This window comes from Shewanella putrefaciens (assembly GCF_016406325.1).
Classification (GTDB): Bacteria; Pseudomonadota; Gammaproteobacteria; order Enterobacterales; family Shewanellaceae; genus Shewanella; species Shewanella putrefaciens.
Window position 1 is genome coordinate 583,822 of the sequence record NZ_CP066370.1, and the last position, 19,270, is coordinate 603,091.

12 protein-coding genes are annotated in these 19,270 nt (G+C 48.6%); 8 read left to right on the top strand and 4 right to left on the bottom strand.

Annotated features, from left to right (window positions below; all coding sequences use genetic code 11):
• Positions 1-91 precede the first annotated feature (91 nt).
• The 3 genes from JEZ96_RS02670 to dsrO are packed head-to-tail and all read right to left on the bottom strand — an operon-like array spanning position 92 to position 5,089.
• Positions 92-3,199: a tetrathionate reductase subunit A gene (locus JEZ96_RS02670; RefSeq protein WP_061783039.1), complete on the bottom strand. Its 3,108-nt coding sequence runs from the start codon at positions 3,197-3,199 to the stop codon at positions 92-94.
• A 35-nt stretch (positions 3,200-3,234) separates the two neighbouring features.
• The gene (gene nrfD / locus JEZ96_RS02675) at positions 3,235-4,317 is read right to left on the bottom strand and encodes an NrfD/PsrC family molybdoenzyme membrane anchor subunit (RefSeq protein WP_025008365.1); all 1,083 of its coding nucleotides are present in this window, start codon (positions 4,315-4,317) and stop codon (positions 3,235-3,237) included.
• Positions 4,307-5,089: a sulfate reduction electron transfer complex DsrMKJOP subunit DsrO gene (dsrO, locus tag JEZ96_RS02680; protein ID WP_025008364.1), complete on the bottom strand. Its 783-nt coding sequence runs from the start codon at positions 5,087-5,089 to the stop codon at positions 4,307-4,309. The genes nrfD and dsrO overlap by 11 nt, the downstream gene beginning before the upstream one ends.
• Positions 5,090-5,369: 280 nt before the next feature.
• Between dsrO and JEZ96_RS02685 the strand changes: the two genes are divergently transcribed.
• From JEZ96_RS02685 to JEZ96_RS02720, 8 genes are all read left to right on the top strand, one after another.
• A complete protein-coding gene (locus tag JEZ96_RS02685; RefSeq protein WP_061783040.1) occupies positions 5,370-7,382 on the top strand; it encodes a sensor histidine kinase in 2,013 nt (670 codons plus the stop codon).
• Positions 7,382-7,993 (top strand): response regulator transcription factor, encoded by a 612-nt coding sequence (locus tag JEZ96_RS02690; protein ID WP_011918649.1) that lies wholly within the window; start codon positions 7,382-7,384, stop codon positions 7,991-7,993. Before JEZ96_RS02685 ends, JEZ96_RS02690 begins: the two co-directional genes overlap by 1 nt.
• A 316-nt stretch (positions 7,994-8,309) precedes the next feature.
• Positions 8,310-11,981: an ATP-binding protein gene (locus JEZ96_RS02695; protein WP_025008363.1), complete on the top strand. Its 3,672-nt coding sequence runs from the start codon at positions 8,310-8,312 to the stop codon at positions 11,979-11,981.
• A complete protein-coding gene (locus tag JEZ96_RS02700) occupies positions 11,981-12,634 on the top strand; it encodes a hypothetical protein (RefSeq protein WP_011790751.1) in 654 nt (217 codons plus the stop codon). Before JEZ96_RS02695 ends, JEZ96_RS02700 begins: the two co-directional genes overlap by 1 nt.
• Before the next feature lie 48 nt (positions 12,635-12,682).
• Positions 12,683-13,903, top strand: coding sequence for a hypothetical protein (locus JEZ96_RS02705; protein ID WP_011790750.1), 1,221 nt, complete (start codon positions 12,683-12,685; stop codon positions 13,901-13,903).
• Positions 13,891-14,763, top strand: coding sequence for a DUF7281 domain-containing protein (locus JEZ96_RS02710; RefSeq protein WP_061783041.1), 873 nt, complete (start codon positions 13,891-13,893; stop codon positions 14,761-14,763). The genes JEZ96_RS02705 and JEZ96_RS02710 overlap by 13 nt, the downstream gene beginning before the upstream one ends.
• Before the next feature lie 391 nt (positions 14,764-15,154).
• Entirely contained in the window at positions 15,155-16,399 is a 1,245-nt protein-coding gene (locus JEZ96_RS02715) for a dicarboxylate/amino acid:cation symporter (protein WP_011918653.1), read from the top strand.
• 315 nt (positions 16,400-16,714) lie between these two features.
• Complete coding sequence (locus tag JEZ96_RS02720; protein WP_011790747.1) at positions 16,715-18,421, top strand: methyl-accepting chemotaxis protein; 1,707 nt, start codon at positions 16,715-16,717, stop codon at positions 18,419-18,421.
• A gap of 336 nt (positions 18,422-18,757) precedes the next feature.
• Here JEZ96_RS02720 and JEZ96_RS02725 read toward each other — a convergent pair whose 3' ends face one another.
• A complete protein-coding gene (locus JEZ96_RS02725) occupies positions 18,758-19,246 on the bottom strand; it encodes a TIGR00645 family protein (protein ID WP_011790746.1) in 489 nt (162 codons plus the stop codon).
• Between the last annotated feature and the right edge of the window lie 24 nt (positions 19,247-19,270).

Consider the following 19,270-nt stretch of genomic DNA (forward strand, 5'->3'; position numbering starts at 1 on the left):
CGTTTTTGCTAGATTATCGCCCGTTTGTATAGATTCACTATACGGGCTTTGCTTTGCATAAAAGCCTGCCAACTTGAGGTGAGAATAAACCTTATACGACTTTCTCTATTTTTGCGGGTAGCCCTTGTCTGGCCGAAGCGCCACTTGCCCAATCCACCAGCGGGTAGCGGCCGTGGCGACTCGGATCAAACAGATTCAAGTCGTTCATATTGATGCCTACTCGGATCAGCGGATTGGCGGCGATTTTAAGGTTGTCGATCACTACGTCCCGCGCGCCGAGTTCCTTATGGCCATAACCGTGTTCGATAGCGATGCAGTCAGGGTGCACTCCGGCAACACATTCCACTAAGGCAATAACGCTGCCGTTGGGCGTGCTGATCTTGACCGTGTCACCTGTGCTGATCCCAAGGCGAGTGGCGGTTTTCTCGTTCAGTCGCACCGGATTATTAGGGTGTACTTGGCGTAAACGATCCGAGCCAATACTCATAGAACTCATGGTATGGGATTTGTAGCTGCTGATCAGCAATGGCCACTGTGACTTATCAAACGCCTTATCGAGCGGTGTGCCATTGGCTAAGGCGGGTTGATATAAGCGCGGACAGCCACTCATAAATTCCCCTGTGAGACTGTTACGGCGACTGCCCACTTCAGGATTCCACAGCATCATAGGTTTTGGCCAAACCTTGGTTGGATTCCCCACTTCATCCCGTGCACCGCTCATATTTTCAAAGCGGCCGCCGCGGGCAAATAAGTAGCTAACTTTTTTGACTTCATCTGGCTTGAGTCTGGCGTTGAGCTCACTTTGGATACGACTCACACCGCTAAGATACATGTCCTCAGCGTTGATATCGGCGACGGCTTTACCCAAATAGGCCACGTTGGCTGCACCATAGAGTGAGTAATCCGCTGCGCGCGTTAACGGATGCAAGCTGCCATCGGCGGCCTTAACGGCATTTTCGCCAAAGCCGGGTAGTTGCAGTTTTATCGCCACTTGGCTCAAGAAAGATTCCATGCACACCACATCGCCACTGGCCATTTTTGTGACCCTTGGTTCGACAATCGGCCAGCGACCTGTCGTTTCCTTCGTCAGGGTCCCATGCCAAGAAGGGCTCCAACCCCATGACTCGTAAGTTAATGTGTCGGGCACGATATAATCCGATAGCGCCGAGGTTTCGTTAATAAAGCTGTCGATACTGATAAACAGCGGCAGCACTTTGGGATCTTTCAGTTGTTCACCAATGGCTTCACCTAGACCCGCTTGACCATAAATTGGATTGCCCATGTGGTTAATCCATGCTTTGAGTCGATAGGGATAACCGTGCACCGCCGCCGTTAAATGTTCGCCAAGCAAGGGCGATGAAATCGGAAACCAAGGCTCCTTTGTAGGATAAGGCGATTCGCCCGCTTCGACTTTACGGCGATACTCTGAGGTTTTCTCGTAGGGGAATTTAGAGCGCGATAGGAATACGCCCTTAGGCTCGACCATGCCGTCAAACTCCTGCAGATTATACCTTGGGCCTTTACCAAAGGCAGGAAATGAACCGCCGGAAGCTAATGCGCCACCTTTTAAATTGATGTTACCTATCATGGCGTTGAGCATCATGATTGCCCACGCGCTATAAAAACCATTGGCGCTCATTGTGCCGCCGTGGGAGATCACCGCAGCCTTAGTGCCATGGCTGGTAAATTTATCCGCGAGGGTAATGATCTGCGCCTCGCTGATATCGCACTCCTTGGCATAGTGTGCCATCTCGAAGCTCTGCGCCGCTTCACTTAACAGTTGGAAGCTAGATTTAACCGCAATCATTCCCTTAGGTGTGTCGACGCTTTGGTCAACGTCGAGCTTAGCTTTCAGGCTTTGACTCGCCAACACTATCTCGCCACTCGCGGCATCGACAACCAACTGCGAGTCTTGCTCGCCATAGGCTTTGCCCTCGAAAGGTAAGTCAAGATCGCTGGCAAAGAGATATTGGCCATATCTTGGATGGGTCGGTTCGCTGACGATCAAGAAGCCCGCGTTACTAAAACCACGGTAACCTGATGCTTTTGCGGCATCGACATTGGGTGCACTCAAAAAATCGGCGGCGTAGCGCTGGTTATCAATAATCCAGCGCAACATGCCCATGGCGAGGGCCGAGTCGGTGGCGGGGCGGATCGGCAGCCAAGTATTGTTACCCGCGCAAGGTTGATTCGAGGTATTGGGTAGCATGGGTGACACCACCACATAACTGAAATTGCTGTTATTCACCCGCGCGTTAGCCAATTGTCTTGCTTGGCGTTTAAAGGGATTGCCCGATTGCTGCGGTGAAGTGCCGATAAAGAGTAAAAATTCACTATGGTCCCAATCGGGTTTTAAGTGGGCGTATTTTTTCAAATCATCCAATAAAGCGCCCGCTCCAGCACGGTAGGTAAATCCACAGTAAGCGCCGTGGTTGGCAAAGTTGCGCGTGCCAAAGCTGTTGAAGGTGAAGCGTTTGATAATGGCATCGCGGCCTTCATCTGATGCGTTTGAGACCAGTAACTGATTAGCTTTAGGGCCGTATTCTGGATTATTGGTATCGAGTGGCGTGGTGATATCACGAATCGCTCTTAAGCCTTCGACTTGGCCCTCACCAAATAAATCACCGCCTTCGACGACTTCATTCAGCAATTGCTCAAAGCTAATGCTCTGCCATTGGCCGCTGCCGCGCTTACCCACGCGTTTAAGGCATTGGGTGACGCGATGTGGGCTATCTAATTGTTCTAGCATGGCATTACCGCGGGCGCAGGCGGTGGAACGTCCTTGCAGCCCTTGTTCTTGGAAGGCGCTAAGCCCAACAAAGGCGGTTTTGATTGGTGTATCGAAATCGATATGTTCCCGCGATGACAACGGATGATAAGGATTACCGCTGATACGGATGATTTTATCGGTTTTTTGATCGATACGAGCGCGCACGCCGCATTTGGTCCAGCAACCTAAGCACATAGTATTGGCGATGCGTTGATCGTCATTGCTGATCAGCTGACCTGACTGTAAATCGACTTTGTATTCAGGTGCTAAGGAATTACCATGCAGCGGATCTTGGGTTGGTTTTCCTGAGGTACCATTGACGACACCTTTACCTATTTGCGCTAATGTATGGCTATAACCCGCGGCAAATAATCCCACACCACCCGTTACAGCGGCCCCTTTGATAAAACGACGTTTACTCTTATCCATGATGGACTCCTTAATTCTGTAAACTAATTGGGTGCTCAGCGAGCAAGTTTTGCCGCAGGCGTGTGGCGAATAAGTTCGGAGACCAGCGCCATTAATGCTAACCAAAGGCCGAAAGTCCCAGCTATTCCTAATAGCCCTTCGGGTCCCCAAGGCAGTTGATAGAGATAAGTCCCCGCGCCGTATTTAGGATCGGTTTGCGCTTGAATTAGCACTATCCAGCGAAATCCCCACGCAAGGTGAATGGCCGTGAGGCTGACGATTAGCATTGCCATATTGGGTAAGTGACGAATGGCGAGCATCAGTGCCAGCACGGCGAGTGTGACCAGTACCCAAATCGCAGCCAGTTGCCAGCTTGGGCTGGTTTCAAGCAATAGTGCGGCTTCAGGGGCCGAGCCCTTATCGAATAACGCCCAGCCGATAAGGCATAGGGCGAATAGACCAAAACTCGCTCTTACCCAGAGTAATAGGCTGTCTTGGGTGCGCTGTTGGTAGCCCTTTAATAGTCGATTCAGTACCACCAAAGTGCCGCAGGCGGCGAGCAGGGCACTCATTGCCATCAAAGGTGGCAGCCAATAGGTATGCCACAGTGGCCGCGCCTTAATGGCCATGGTTTCCATGCCAGTGTAGAGGGCGATACTGCAGGCACTCAGGGCCGTGATCAGTGCGATCGGCTTGATGAATTTGTCACTGTTCCAATCACCGAATCTCAGTAATTGGCCTATTTTATTCACCCAATCTGAGTCTTGATTCGTGGTGTGCTTAGGCAGATATTGACGCAGTAGCAGCCAAGCAAACACTGCGCTGGTGCCCGAGAATACGGGCAGTAAAAAGGCGCCATACCACATCCAAGAATCAGGGCGAACTTGCGCATAAAAATGCCAAGCCCGCAGCGGTTGGTGTAAATCGGCGAGTAAGGCGATAGGGGCGACTATGCCTGCGGTTAACATTAAACAGGCGCAGAGCTTCAGCAATCTGTCATCGGGTTTGGGTTGGCTGAACAAGTGTATTGTCGCTACCCATACGCTGGCGTAGGCGAGCCCCATCATAAAAAAGTATTGTACTGCCCAAGGTAGCCAAGTAATGGCGATATCTGGGGTAAAGATTTCTTTAATGACCATGGTGGATCTCCTCGCCAGTATCGGTAAGTAAGGTTCTAACGGGGGCTTGGCCGCTAATCTTGTCCTCAAAAGCGCTGCTCATGCCGATGTAGAACACCCGTGGCGCAGTGTTGGCCGTCGGTTTGAGCACCTTGATATCGGTTTTGTTGGCGGCGAGCAGTTGGCTTATCTGGCTGTTGGGATTATTCAGATCGCCAATCACACGGGCTTCTCCTACGCAGGTTTCGACACAGGCGGGCAGTAACCCTGCATCTAACCTGTGGGCGCAGAAGGTACATTTGTCGGCGGTATTGGTATCGTGGTTGATAAAGCGCGCATCATATGGGCAGGCTTGCACGCAATAGCCACAACCAACACACCATTCATTGTTGACGACCACTATGCCGTCCTTGCGCTGGAAGGTCGCGCCCGTAGGACAAACTGGGATGCAGGGCGGGTTTTCGCAGTGATTACAAAGTCTTGGCAGCATTAAAAACGCAGGCGGAGTGGTATCTTCCTGCTGCGAGACTTCATACTGCTGCACTGTGGTGCGAAATTGGCCGAGGGGCGGTTGATTCTCGATAGTGCAAGCCACAGTACAGGCTTGGCAGCCCACGCAGCGACGCAAGTCAATTACCATACCGTAGCGTTTACCTATTTGGCCTTCGCTGGCACTGTGCATTTGAGGGCTGCGCTTATCATCCTGTGCATACACTTGCACGACAGGGATGAGTGCGGCGCCAACACTGACGCTGGCTATTTTGCCGAGAAACTGACGTTTACTCTTGTCCATACAGATTTCCTTCACTCTTGCAGATGGCGAATAAACTGGCTCATAGACCTAGGGGTAAGGTTTATGGCGAGGTTTACAGGCATTCTGTAAAAGGGGAGGCGGCATAACTATAGTGGTTTTCCACATATCGGGTGTGGACTTGATCTAGCGCAACAAATATCCGTTAGAATAGCCTTCAAAATGCTAGGGTTTTATTTTTTGTTACTTGAGTTTGGCCTTTTCTTAGCTTGAGTTGGACTTGATTTTAGTGTGAGTGACTGGGGATAAAGTATTGCACTTCATGTTATTTAGGATGATGAAAACGGTGTTTCGCTTAGCAGTATCGGTCAAGTGGCCGTTATCGATTCTGAGCACTCCACATTCCGTGGCAATACCGAGGAAAAAGCCAAGGAACGCAGTGTTATTCCTATGCTTGCTCGCTTCGGCTGAGGTGTTTGCTGCGGAGCCACTGAATCAAAGTGTGCATTCGGGCTTAACTGACCCTGAGGTTGTTGCTCAAGTTGCTATCGAAGAGCCCAGTTATCAAGTGGTCGATGTTGGCGTGTTAGCCATCCGCGGTTATAAGGCAACCATCAACCGCTGGCAACCTTTGATGGGATGGCTCGAAACCCAAATTCCCAACAGTTACTTTAGGTTACATCCTCTCACCCTCGATGAACTAGCTAAGGGCGTTGAAACCCAAGGGCTCGATTTTGTGATCACTAACCCAGGGCAATCCGTGTTACTGGCACGGCAATATTCTCTCACTTGGTTGGCGACCCTGCGTAGCCCGTTAAATAATGGCGCGGCAATGCAAGTGGGTTCGGCGCTGGTGGTGCGCGCCGATTCACCCTATCACACCTTAAGTGATCTTAAGGGACGTCGACTCGGGATCGTATCGAAAAATGCCTTCGGCGGTTACTTGACCTTAGTGTACGAAGCGCAGCTAAAGGGCATAGATTTGCCTCGCTTTGTGGGTGAGATTATTCCGTTGGGGTTTCCGCTAGATAACTTGATTTATCAGTTAGATGACAAAAAAACTTCCACAGAGCGACATCAACCGTTAGATGCTGCGGTCGTGCCTGTGTGTCAGCTTGAGCAGATGCAAACGGAAGGTCTTATTAACATCGCCCATTATCGAGTGCTCGATAATCAAGCGCCTGCGGGGTTTAATTGCCAAGTCTCGACTCACCTTTATCCCAACTGGTCTATGGCAAAGACCAATCGCGCCTCCCAGTCTCTGGCTAAAAGTGTGACTCAAGCTTTGCTGGCGCTGCCCGAAGATCATCTCGCCGCTAAGTCTGCTGATTCTGCGGGCTGGACCACTGCCGTGAGTCAGCTTGCGATCGATCAACTGCTTAAAGATCTCGATATGCATCCTTTGCAGGCACCATGGTGGCAAAGGGCGTGGCAGTGGATCAAGTTACATCAACAATGGGCTTGGCTTGTTTTGGGGATTTTGGTTTTACTCAATGTGTATCATTTTTGGCTTGAATACCGCTTTAGTCGTCGTGGCCGTGAGTTGATTAACACTCAGCGCCAGCTCAATGAAAACCGTGCGTTACTGGAACATGCCCAACGTATTGCTATCGCGGGCGAGCTTGGCGCGAGTCTCTCCCATGAACTCAATCAACCTTTGGCGGCGATTGGCCATTATTGTCATGGCGCTGAAGTGCGATTACAGAGGGGGACTAGCCCTGAGGAGTTGCAATCTGTATTGGCGCTGATCCAGCAGGAAGTCACGCGCGCCGACAATATTATCAGTCGCTTACGTAATTTATTGAAGAAGCGACCTGTGTCGAAACAACCTTTGTATCTGCATGAGTTGGTCAATGATACTGTGCCGCTGCTCGCCTATGAGTTTGAACAACATCAGATAAACCTTGCTGTCAATGTGAATGGTGAACCCTATTTACAGTCCCTCGATGAAGTTGGCATGCAGCAGTTGTTGCTTAACTTGCTGAAAAACGCCTTTGACGCCTGCGTTCAGCGGTTAGAGCTTGAACCCAGTGGCACAGAACAGATCATCACGCAAAAACCATACACGCCGACGATCGATATCGATCTTCGCTACCAAGAACGCATACTCTTGCTGACAGTCACGGATAATGGCACGGGTTTAACCGAAGCCGCCAGCCTGCTGATGCAAGCCTTTTATTCCACTAAATCAGAGGGATTAGGTTTAGGCTTAGTGATTTGCCGCGATATTGCCGAGAGCCATGGCGGGACGTTTAGCCTAGAAAGCGCTATGGGTGGCGGTTGCCAAGCGCAGGTAGCTATACCGCGTAAACCTGAGCCCAATGGAGCACTATAATGAGCCTTGAGTTACCTGTGTATTTAATCGATGACGATGACTCAGTGCGTCGTTCTTTGCGTTTTATGCTTGAAAGTTATGGCCTTAAGATCATCGATTTTGATAGCGCCGAAGCTTTTTTTACCGCTGTAGACTTAACACTACCGGGTTGTGCGCTGGTCGATGTGCGTATGCCGGGTTTGAGTGGTCAGCAGTTGCATCTTGAATTAGTGGCAAAAAATAGTCCGCTAGCGGTGATTTATCTCACTGGCCATGGCGATGTGCCTATGGCGGTAGATGCGCTTAAATTAGGTGCGGTGGATTTTTTCCAAAAGCCCGCCGATGGCGCTAAGTTAGCCGAAGCGGTTGTCAAAGCGTTGGAACATACTAAGGCGCATCATCAAGACAATCAGTATCTTGAGACTTATCAAGCGCTCACGCCAAGGGAGCGGGAAATACTCAACCTGATTGCCCAAGGACTGAAGAACCAAGAGATCGCCGATAGTCTCTGTATTGCCATGCGCACGGTTGAGATCCACCGTGCCAATTTGATGAAAGGCATGCAAGTGGGATCGCTGGCGGAAATGATGCTGATTTACAGTCGGATCGCCGAACGCCTGCGTCTCGAATAAATCCGTTGGAATTTACCTTTTATCGCGCTAATTGCCGCTTTGTTAGCCGTCCATTTGGGCTAAGTTGTCGTATCATTGGCCGCTTAACATTGGCCTAGCTATGGGGTTATGTTTTTGCTGAGCAATGGGCTGAGATGTGAGCTAAGGCATTAGTGCATCGCCGCTTAATTGCCAATACACTGTGATTGCCTTATTTTAGGGGCACTATTTTTAGGTCACGATTTTAACGTCAGTGGCCCTCTTGGATTGTTTTCTCTTATTTGTGTAGAAGCTTCTGCAGCTTAGATAAGACTCTCCTGTTTGCATAAGGAATGAAATGGCAAGCTTGATTCGTATTGTGCTGATTGATACGCACCTTCCGGGCGTGGTGGAACTCGCCCTCAATGGCCATACCAACATTTGTGGTACTAACGCCTCGGGTAAAACGACATTACAACGTCTAGTCCCTGTTTTTTATGGTGAATACCCAAGCCGCGTGGTGCCTTCGACCCGCGACAGTTTCGAGCGTTGGTATTTACCACACGATTCAAGCTACATCATTTACGAATATCAAAAGGCCGATGGCTTACTGTACCAAGCCGTGTTGGCCTCGGCGGGCGATGGTAAGGGCGTTAACTATCGTTTTATCGCCAAAGGTTTTGAGTTAAGTGATTATATTAAATCGCAAAATGGCGACACTATTCTGTGCCACACCATGGCGGAATTAGGCCGTGATTTAAAACGTGCCGGCATCGCCACCACTAATTTGCTTAATACCCGTGAATATCGCGCCATTATTCAAAACGATCGCACCCTATTGAGCACGGGCAGTAACCGCAGCGAACTACGCGGTTATGCACGCCAATTTGCCCTGTGTGAGGGTGAGCATTCCCTGCGCCACATCGAAAAACTCGCTAAAGCGGTGCACTCCAAAGAAGGCAAGATGGAGACGGTCAAATCCATGATCGCCGCCATTTTAGAGGAAGATGGGGTTAATCCGCCCAGCTCACGTTTGAATCCGCAGCGCGTTGAAGCGTGGATCCGTGAAAGCCAACTTATTCAAGGCTTTGAAGTCATTCGTCCTGAGTTTGAGAAACTCGAACAAGAATTTAACCAACTGCTCAGCGCCGAACTGCGTTTATCGAGTCTGTCTCGCGGTTATCGAAACGATGAAACCTTAGAAGCCGATCGCCAAGATAGGGAGCAAACCCTAGCTAAGGAATTGAATTTAAAGCTTCGCTTATTAGATGAAGAATGGAAAGAGCAGCGCGATGAGCTAAACCTCGACTTATCTGCCGCTAAGGGTGATGTGGCAAAGTGCGAGTATGAACTCGATGCGATTGAAAATCAGCATGCCGCCTTTTTAGATGCCAACATCGAAGAGGCTAAAGCTGATTTAGAGATGCTACCAAACTGGCGCACCGATGTTGAAAACTTAAGTGAACGTCATAAGCTACAAACCGAGAAACACCAAGATATTGAGGCGGCCTACAATGCCCGTCGCAGCAAGATTGGCGAGCAGTTAAACCGTGAGCTAGAAGGCTTGCACAGCGACCAAGACAAGCAGCGCGAAGCCCGCGATAAACAGCGTGAGGTGGCGCGCGCCGATATTGATGCCTTAGAAACTCAATGGCGCAACCAAATCGATGCGGGTAAGGCCAGCTTTAGCGAGCAGGAATACCAATTCAAACTTACTGCCGCCGAGCTTAAATTACGTGTCGATGGTGTGACTTACACCGAAGAAGAAAAGTTAAGTCTCGCGATTTTCGACGAACGTATTCACCGCGCCGATGAAGAGCAAGAAAGCTGCAATGTTAAGGTCGAGCGTCTTGCCAGCGATGAGCGCAAACTCAGATCTAAGCGCGATCAAGCCAATGAAGCCTTGCGTATCGCCAGTTTAAGGGTGAATGAGCGCCAAGCCGAACTGGATGAACTGCACCATATGCTGTTCCCCGAGTCACACACCCTATTGGAATTCTTACGTAAAGAAGCCCAAGGTTGGGAGCAAAGTTTAGGGAAAGTGATTGCGCCAGAACTGTTGCATCGTACCGATTTACACCCGAGTGTAACAGGCTCTGGTGACACCCTGTTTGGGGTGCATTTAGATCTTAAAGCCATCGATGTGCCTGAATATGCCGCCTCTGAGCAAGAGCTGCGTATTCGCTTAAGCAAAGCCGAAGAAGCGTTACAAAGTGCTCAGGAGCTACAAACCGAGGCGGAATCGCAATTAATCTCGATTAATGGCGAGTTGGATAATCTCAGCCGTGAACTGACCTTTGCCCGCACGGCATATAAGAATAGCCGTGACGATCTGCGTCGACTATTCGATGAAAAGCGCAGCGAGCAAGACAAAATCAACAAAGCATTGAGTGAGCGCAAAGCCCATGCGGGACAAAGACTAACTCAACTTGATGGTGAGCTAAAACAGCTTAAACATCAGCACGAACTCTGGCTCGAAGATCAAAAAGAGCAAGCGCTAGAAGCGCGCATGGAAAAGAATGCCTATTGGCAGGAAGTCATCGGCGCGCTCGATAATCAACTCGGGCAAATTAAAGCGACCATTGAAGGGCGCCGTGAAAGTGCCAAAATCGAGCAGAAGGCCTGCGAGACTTGGTACAAAAACGAGCTTAAATCCCGCGGTGTGGATGAGGATAATATCCTCAAACTTAAGCAACAAATTCGCGAGTTAGAAACCAAAATCAGCCGCGCAGAGCAGCGCCGCAGTGACGTACTGCGTTTCGACGATTGGTATCAGCACACTTGGCTTGCGCGCAAACCTAAACTGCAAACTCAGCTTAGCGATGTAAAGCGCGCCGTATCGGAAATCGATCAACAGCTTAAGGCTAAAACTTTAGAGGTGAAGACCCGTAGGCAAAAATTGGATACCGAGCTTAAGGCATCCAATGCGGCGCAGGTGGAAGCCTCTGAAAACTTAACTAAGTTACGTGCAGTAATGCGTAAACTCGCCGAGCTTAAGTTACCAACCAATAACGAAGAAGCCCAAGGCAGCCTAGGCGAGCGTCTGCGCCAAGGTGAAGATTTGCTGCTAAAACGCGATTACCTAATGGGTTCAGTGAAGCAATATGTGGAGCATTTTGACTCAGTGATCGCCAGCAAGTCAGGTTCAGGTCTTGCCGAAACTTGGGAGCGTGCCCGTGAAGAATCGAGCTTTATCAACGACAAAGGTATTCGTCTGCTGGATTACCGCAAGTTAGTGCCACAACTTGAACAATTGCTAAACGTAATAGTGCCGCAATCGATTATGGCGCTGCGTGAGCAGGGACGGATCTTCGGTGTCGACTTGACCGCCTTCTACGATGTGTTAGCCGATATCGACCGCCGCATTGCCTCCCAAAGTGCGCGTATTACCCGCGAAGTGGGCGAAGAGTTATTCCTCGATGGCGTGTCTGAATCGGCTGTACGTATTCGCTCGCGCATCAGTGAGTTAGAGTTCTGGCCTGAGCTTGAGCAGTTCGTCAAAGCCTTTAAACATTGGAAAGCCGATGGCTTTAATGGCTTGCCCGATGAGGATTATACCAACAGTATGCGCCGCGCCTTAGACATTATCGGCCGCGCTGCATTAACGGGGGGCATCTCTAAGTTGCTGGAAATCGAGCTGCGCCTTAAAGAAGGTAACAGCGACTTAATCATCCGCACCGATAGACAACTTAACGAATCCTCAAGCCATGGTATGGCGTATCTGATTTTGTGTAAGTTCCTGCTGGCATTCACGCGCTTGCTGCGTGGCCGCGCCGATGTGACCATTCACTGGCCAATTGATGAGTTGGGCACTTTGCACCATACCAACGTGAAGAAGATTTTCGATGCCTGTGAAAACAACAATATTTGTGTGCTGGGCGCCTTCCCGAACCCTGAGTCTGAGGTGCTGAACTTGTTCGCCAACCGTTACATTATCAACAAACAAACTAAGAAGTTGCAGGTGGTGAAGCCTAAGGTCAACCCAATTACAGACATGTTGAATAAGCGTTTGTCGAAGGAGGCCATCTAATGAGCGATGCAACCCAAACCGTATTAGTTGGTACTGGCGCTTTGATTGAACTGTTACTCAAGGGCGAGTTTATTTGCCGCACCACCAATGAAGAAGGCTGGCGCGCCCTTAAAAATAGCAGTACCCGCGAGCGGGTCGAGGCCTATCTCAATCAAATCAACCGTACCGTAGCCTCCGCCGCCGAAGGTGATGTGTTCTTCTGCGGTTATTTGCAGCTCGGCGATGCCGAACGTAAAGTGATTTCATCGCAGTTTAAAGATATCTGTCAGGCATTGATCCCGCTGGTGGAATGGTTGGTATTAGTGCAAGAAGCCAGTGGCCAAGATGCGCCGCTGAGCGAAGGTGCGCCCGTGCGCTTAACCGAGCTGCAAAGCCGTATCGAAGACACGCCGGCGTTCCGTGAGCAGTTAGCCAAACTCAGCCAATATCGCCTATTTGGCTCGACGAGTACTAATAGCGATGCACAAATCAAATTAGTCTTCAAACGCTTAGTCGAACTCGGCTATTTAGTGCGCCCGAATGCGGAGAAGCAAATCTATATCGCTACGGGCAAGCTGGATTATCTGTATGAAGTCATTCGTTTTATCGATGAAACTGAAGGCCTAAGCCTAGAAGCGCAGGCAGAAACGGCGACCCAGCGGGACCTAATATAATGTTGGCACTGTTAAACCTAGGTAAAAACTGCGACCAAGGAGGCCATGATGAGCAGTAATTTACATCAGGCGGGTGTGAAACTGCTCAAGCAGTTAGGTCGCCATGCTGACATTATTATGGACACCTATTTGGCGGGCTCTCTTAATGAGGATGCGCACGATCCAAGCGTGGTCGAAAAGCTTAAACAAGCCGGGATTTTATGGCGGCCAGAGCCAGATCAGGAGCTGCGGCTTAAGCGTTCTGTGCGTGCCTTGCTCGAAGAAGGCTTAAGTGATGAGCGCAATCGCCAAATCGACTCTAATGTCGGTTCGGCCTTAGCGACCATTAAAACCTTGGCCGACCATTATAAAGAGGCGCGTCATAGCTCAGACTACAGCGCCGCCGAGGCCTATTTATCCGATTTAAGCGAGCATGTTTATAGTTTCGCCGACAGTCTGCGTTATTCGATCCGTGTGCTCTGGGGCCGCATTAATAACGAGTTCGGTTACGTCGGTACGATCAACGCTAAGATCCGCGAAAACGAATTAGCCCAAAGCCAAGTGTCTGAATTGCTTAATGGCTTAGAGATGTTCCAGTTTAGTGAGCTAGGCGAAATCGCTGGCGATATCCGTGAACTGCGCAAGCTCTTAGTGACGACTTTGCAGGAAACCATGAGCGACTGCGCCCAGGAACTGAGCGTAGTGCAGGGGCGTTTACTCGAACTCTTAGGCCGCTTTAGGCAAATCCGTGGACGTACCCGTTTGCTCAAGGGTTGGTTGCTCTACACTGATTTGCATCCGGATTATCGTCCTGCGGACCATGTGTCCCACAAGGAAATTCCAAGCCTATTCAATCGCGCCGAAATCTTGCTCGCGCCTGCATCGGTCGACGTACATAACGCCAGCCAAGAGTTGGAGTTGATGGGCATAGTCGCGCACATTAAAGCTATTAGTCGTCATCCCGTGATTGCGGCGGTGCGTGAGCATGATGTATCCGTTTCTATCACCCAAAGTGAAGACTTCGATGTGCCGGATAATCCACTCAAGCAAGCGGTGGATGAGTATTTCGTCGATGTGATTGAGTCTGGCCTGCGCCAATCGGCGCTGGAATATCTGGCGGATAAAGCGCTGCCTTGGGACGCCGAAAGCTGGATTTATCAAGTGATTGGTGGCTACGAAGGTCTGCCCGATGAACACAAAGCGTATTTTGAGCTTGAGCCATTGGGTGAACCGCATCCCATCTATAGCGGTAACTTTATTATTCGCGATGTGGAATTATGGCTCGCCTAGGCCAGCAACAATTACAACTGTTGGAGAACGCTTTTATTAAGCGTTCTCCCAAGGTTAAGCTCACGGCTAACTGGCGCGCGATTTATCGCGAGTTAGAAGTGGGTGAGTTAGACGGATCCGAAAAGTATCTGTGTTTTGCGCCCAAAGATTTCGAACTGCTAAGGCAAAGCGTGTTGGCGTTAATGGGGCTTGATTTAAGGCAGCTTGATTTCAACGTCGATCGCATGGCGATGTCCGCTAAAAGTCACGATGAAAAGCTCGCTAAGATCCGTCCCGAAGCCGAATACGTTTTGATGAAGTATCTGGGTTTCGGATCTTCACCATTTGGGATTTCAACACGCACATCACTGCGTATTCCATTGGATGAAGCACAAAAGCATTGCCATGACCTCAATGTCGCAGCCATCCTAGTGGTTGAAAATTTAGATGTGTTTGATGTTATCCATCAAGCGCGTTTGCCTGAGAATTTAACCCATGTGATGGTTATCTACCGTGGTAGCGGTCATCATTCCCCGATTGGCGTGCGGCATTTTTTGCAAGCGATGGCAGATAAATTGCCGATCATTGCCTTTACCGACTTAGATCCCGCAGGGTTACAAATCGCCCATACCTTAACGGGCGTGACTCATTGGCTTGTGCCACAACTTGCGCTGACAGCACCTGCTGAGTTATTGGCGATAGCACAAATTAATTCTACTGATGATTTTGACAAGCAAGCGAAACAGGCTAAGTATTTACAAAATGCCGAGTTAAAGCATTGGCAAAAATTAGCCGTTTGGTTAAATCAACACCGTATTAGTATCAAACAGCAGCACCTGCTGCATCATCGGCTTGAGCTAGTACTACTGGCATACAGTTAACCTTTATTCTTCCCCATCTCTCTGTAAAATTCGATATTGACAGTTTTAAATGCTAATTAAAGTATTTATTCAGTTTTTAAATCTAGTGTTATCCTAATAAAACCCTTGAATCGTGAGTTTTTTGTTTGATTACTGTTATTATTTTGATTTTAAAATAAAGTGATTAACTGAGTATTTATTATTCAGTTGTTTTTATTTCATTTAAAATCATGTTAATAGAAGTTTTTTGTGATGTGCTTTGCTTAATTTGAAATTAAATAAGTAAATTTATTCATTGAATTTACTGCTAGCATGTTTCACTATCCCCGCCTGAGCCAAAAATGGATTGGCTATTGTGCTCATCATGGAAGATGAATAACAAATAAATGACCTTTCTGGGGAAACCACAAGCATGATGAAATCACTTTCGACGCGGATCTTTATTGGTCTGTTTGCCGGCCTTATTTTCGGCACAATAGTGCAATACTTCTTAAACGATATCGGTTTTTTCTCGGGCAATTTAGTGGAGCTTGCTGGTGGCGTTGGCACTATGTTCGTCAATATGATCATGATGTTGGTTGTGCCACTCGTGTTCGTGAGCATCGTTTGCGGTGTCTGTGAGCTACAAGATCTCAAAAGTTTTGGCCGTTTGGGCGGTAAGACCTTTGGTTTTTATATCATCAATACCTTTGTCGCAATCGCGACGGCATTATTAGTGGCACTGCTACTCGAACCCGGTAAAGGCGTGGATATGAGCAGCACAGACGGTGTAGCCATTACCGCAACAGAGTTGCCAAGTCTGATGGCGCTGGTGATTGACATAGTCCCGCGTAATCCAGTGGCGGCTTTTATGTCGGGCAATATGTTGCAAGTGATCTTTATGGCGTTAATGCTCGGTGGTGTGATCAAATCCCTCGGTGAGCATGTCACTGGCGCGGTGCAAGGGTTTCAAACCGCCAATAAAATTATGATGAAGCTGATTTCTGTGGTGATGAATCTTGCGCCCTATGGTGTATTTGCCTTGATGTTTAAACTCGGCGCGACCTTAGATGCAGGTGTGTTTATGAGTGTGGTTGAGTATATGGTGCTGATCCTCGCGCTGCTGCTACTGTGGATTTTTGTGGTTTATCCTATGGCTGTGGGATTCTTTACCCCCATTTCAGCCAAAACCTTCCGCGAGAAGACCCAAGAGCAAGTGTTATTTTCACTCTCGACCGCAAGCTCAAATGCGACTATTCCTGTGACTATGCGTACTTTAACGGACAAGTTAGGCGTGAACCGTGCTGTTGCTGGTTTTGGTGTGCCGCTGGGTGCGACCATGAACATGGGCGGTGTGGCGATTTATATCACAGTCGCGATTTTCTTTGTCGCCAACGCCTTTGGTATGCCAATAACCACTGAGCAATTGCCTTCGCTGCTGTTTAGTATCTTTTTATTATCCGTTGGGGCGGGCGGTGTGCCCGGTGGCGGTATGGTGATGATAGGTGTGTTAATCCATCAAATGGGTTTACCGATAGAAGCCTTTGCCATTGTGGCAGCGCTGGATCGTATTATCGATATGGTGCTGACATCCTGTAACGTGGTCGGTGATACTGCGGTGTTGACCATAGTGGATCAAACCGAGAAAGTGCATCAGCTTGAGTTAGCGAAGAGCTAACGCCACTCATTTATACGCTATAAAATGATATGCAAAAAGCCACTGATATCAGTGGCTTTTTTGTTAGGTGAATTGAAGGTTGTATGGATTTATTTAGCTGTCTTTGGCTTTTATGATGAGAGTGAATCTTGTGCTTAAGGTGAGCTTGTTTGGTTCTAATGTTTCAATACGGCCTTTATCGCGCCTAAAAATCTGATATTTCCAAGCTGAGTCAGATGCATAGAGTATTTTTATCAAATTAAAAGTGGTTAAATAAATGTAACTTAAACCATACTGGTTTATAACCTTGAATCATTTGAAAAATTAGGGGGCACCATGACTGGATTTTGGCAGACAGTAGGGGGGCGATTACTCAGCATTCCGTTACTGGCATTGCTGGGTTTCGTGGTGCTGGGCATCATGGAGCTAAACGCACTTAACCAGAGTTTGACTAAGGGGAGGGAAGATCGCGTTGTGGCGATTATTGATAGCAGCCTGAGTATCGTTAAACATTATCAGACACTGGAGCAAAGCGGTGCGTTAAGCACTGAGCAAGCGCAGCAGCAGGCCATGTCGACTATTAAGGCCATTCGTTATGATGGTACTGAATATATTTGGATTAACGATACCGGTCGGCCTATCCCCAAAATGGTTATGCATCCAACCGTATCCACTTTAGACGGCACTGTACTGGACAAACCCAACTTTCATCACGCGACCTTAATGCGTAACCGTGATGGCAGCCAACAACAAACACTGAGCAACGCCAACTTGTTTGTCAGTTTTGTTGACGTTATCGACCGTTATGGCAATGGTTTTGTTGAGTACCAATGGCCTAAACCCTTAAAAGGTGGGGGAGTGACGCAGGAGCGTTATACCAAGTTGTCCTATGTGGCAAAAGATGACAAATGGGGCTGGGTGCTCGGTTCTGGAATTTATATTGATGATGTTAAAGCGGCCTTCTGGGAAGTCGCTATGAGAGTTGGGTTGGTCGTCGTGGTTATTATGGCCCTGACAGTTGGTGTGTCTTTGTATATCCGCCGCTGGTTATTGCAGGCACTAGGTGGGGAACTGGCGACAACCAAAGCACTGGTGCAGCAGGTTGCGGCGGGTGATTTCTCAGTGAACTTTGGGTTAAAGCCGGGTGATAACGACAGCTTGTTGGCGGCATTAAGTGGCCTTATCAGCCAGTTGCGCAGTATTATCGGCCAGCAATCGGCAATGGCTGAGCAATTGGTCAAGCAATCAGAGGTACTTGAGGACACCAGCCAACAGACGCAGCATATTTTACAAAGTGTGATGGACCAAACTGCTCAAGTGGCTACCGCGGTCAATGAAATGACCTCGACTTGTGAGGATATGGCCCGCAGCGCGACTCTGGCCGCTAAAGCGACCAGAGATGCTGACACTGAAGCCAAAAACGGCGTGACATCCGTAGGCCAAACGATAACGGCCATTGATGCGCTTAAAGTAAAACTGGAGCAAGTCTCTGATGTGATAGGGCAGTTGTCTAAACGTGGCGATGAAATTGGTGCGGTCACCGATGTTATCGGTGCGATTGCGGAGCAGACCAATCTATTGGCATTAAATGCGGCGATAGAAGCGGCGCGTGCTGGAGAAATGGGGCGCGGATTTGCTGTTGTGGCCGATGAAGTGCGTACCCTTGCTAGCCGCTCTCAGGCGTCAACTCAGGATATCAATAGGCGTATTCAAGGCATTCAGCAAGACTCTGCCAACGCCGTGCAATCGATGGCGCAAAGTCGAACCGAAACGGAGCAAACGATAGTCTGTTCTCAGCAGGCCAGCGAGGCGCTAACCCGCATTAACACTGCCGTGTCGAGCATTACCGATGTCAACGATCAATTGGCCAGCGCCACAGAACAACTGGCCGTTGTGTCGGGTACGATTAATCAAAATATGGAGAATATTGCGCAGGCGGTGGAAAACACCAATGCAAAATCTTCAGAACTATCGACTGCCAGCCATCAACTACGGAACATGGCTAGTGATATGAAAAAGTCACTGAGTGGCTTTAGGTTATAAGCGGTAGAATAAGCATAGATGTAGATAACCATAGATATTGATGCCGAGCTAAGGCTTGGCATCAATATCTATGCGGGAGTGAGATGATGGCGAGAGTATTCCCGCCTTCGACCCCGGCACCAGACTGATTATGGAATACCCTCTTGTGTTAATTTAGCCGCGGCAGTGGTAAAACCTGCCGCGGCTAAGTCTGAAGGAATAGCTCTGAACGGGGCTCTTACTTAAATGGGATAATGTCTAGATATAACGCGGGGGATTGGAGCTTATATTTTCCCCGCAGTCCGTCTTCTTCCACTCTGAAATTCATAATCTTACAGGTGCACCCATCTAGCGCGCTTATTTACGGGTTATTTTATCTAAATATCCCATAGCGAAGGCAGATAAGACAAAAGTGATATGGATCAGCAGGTACCACATAATCTTGTCATTGGAAATATTCTCAACATTCATAAATATTTTGAGCAAATGAATGGACGAAATAGCCACAATAGAGGCAGCGACTTTGTTTTTCAGCGAGCCGGAATCCAGTTTGCCAAGCCAGCTTAATTTTTCGCTATCTTCACCTACATCTAATTGTGAGACGAAATTCTCATAGCCAGAAAACATCACCATCACAATAAGCCCGCCCACAAGCGTGATATCAATCAGTGACAGCGTGACTAGCACTAAGTCCACTTCGCGCATCTCAAAAATGATAGGCAAAACATGAAAGATTTCTTGAAAGAATTTAATGCCTAAACCTAATAAGACGAGGCTTAATCCCAAATAAATCGGCGCCATAATCCAGCGCGATGCATACATTAGCCTTTCAAATATTTTTTCCATCAAAAATTTAACCCTTTATATAAG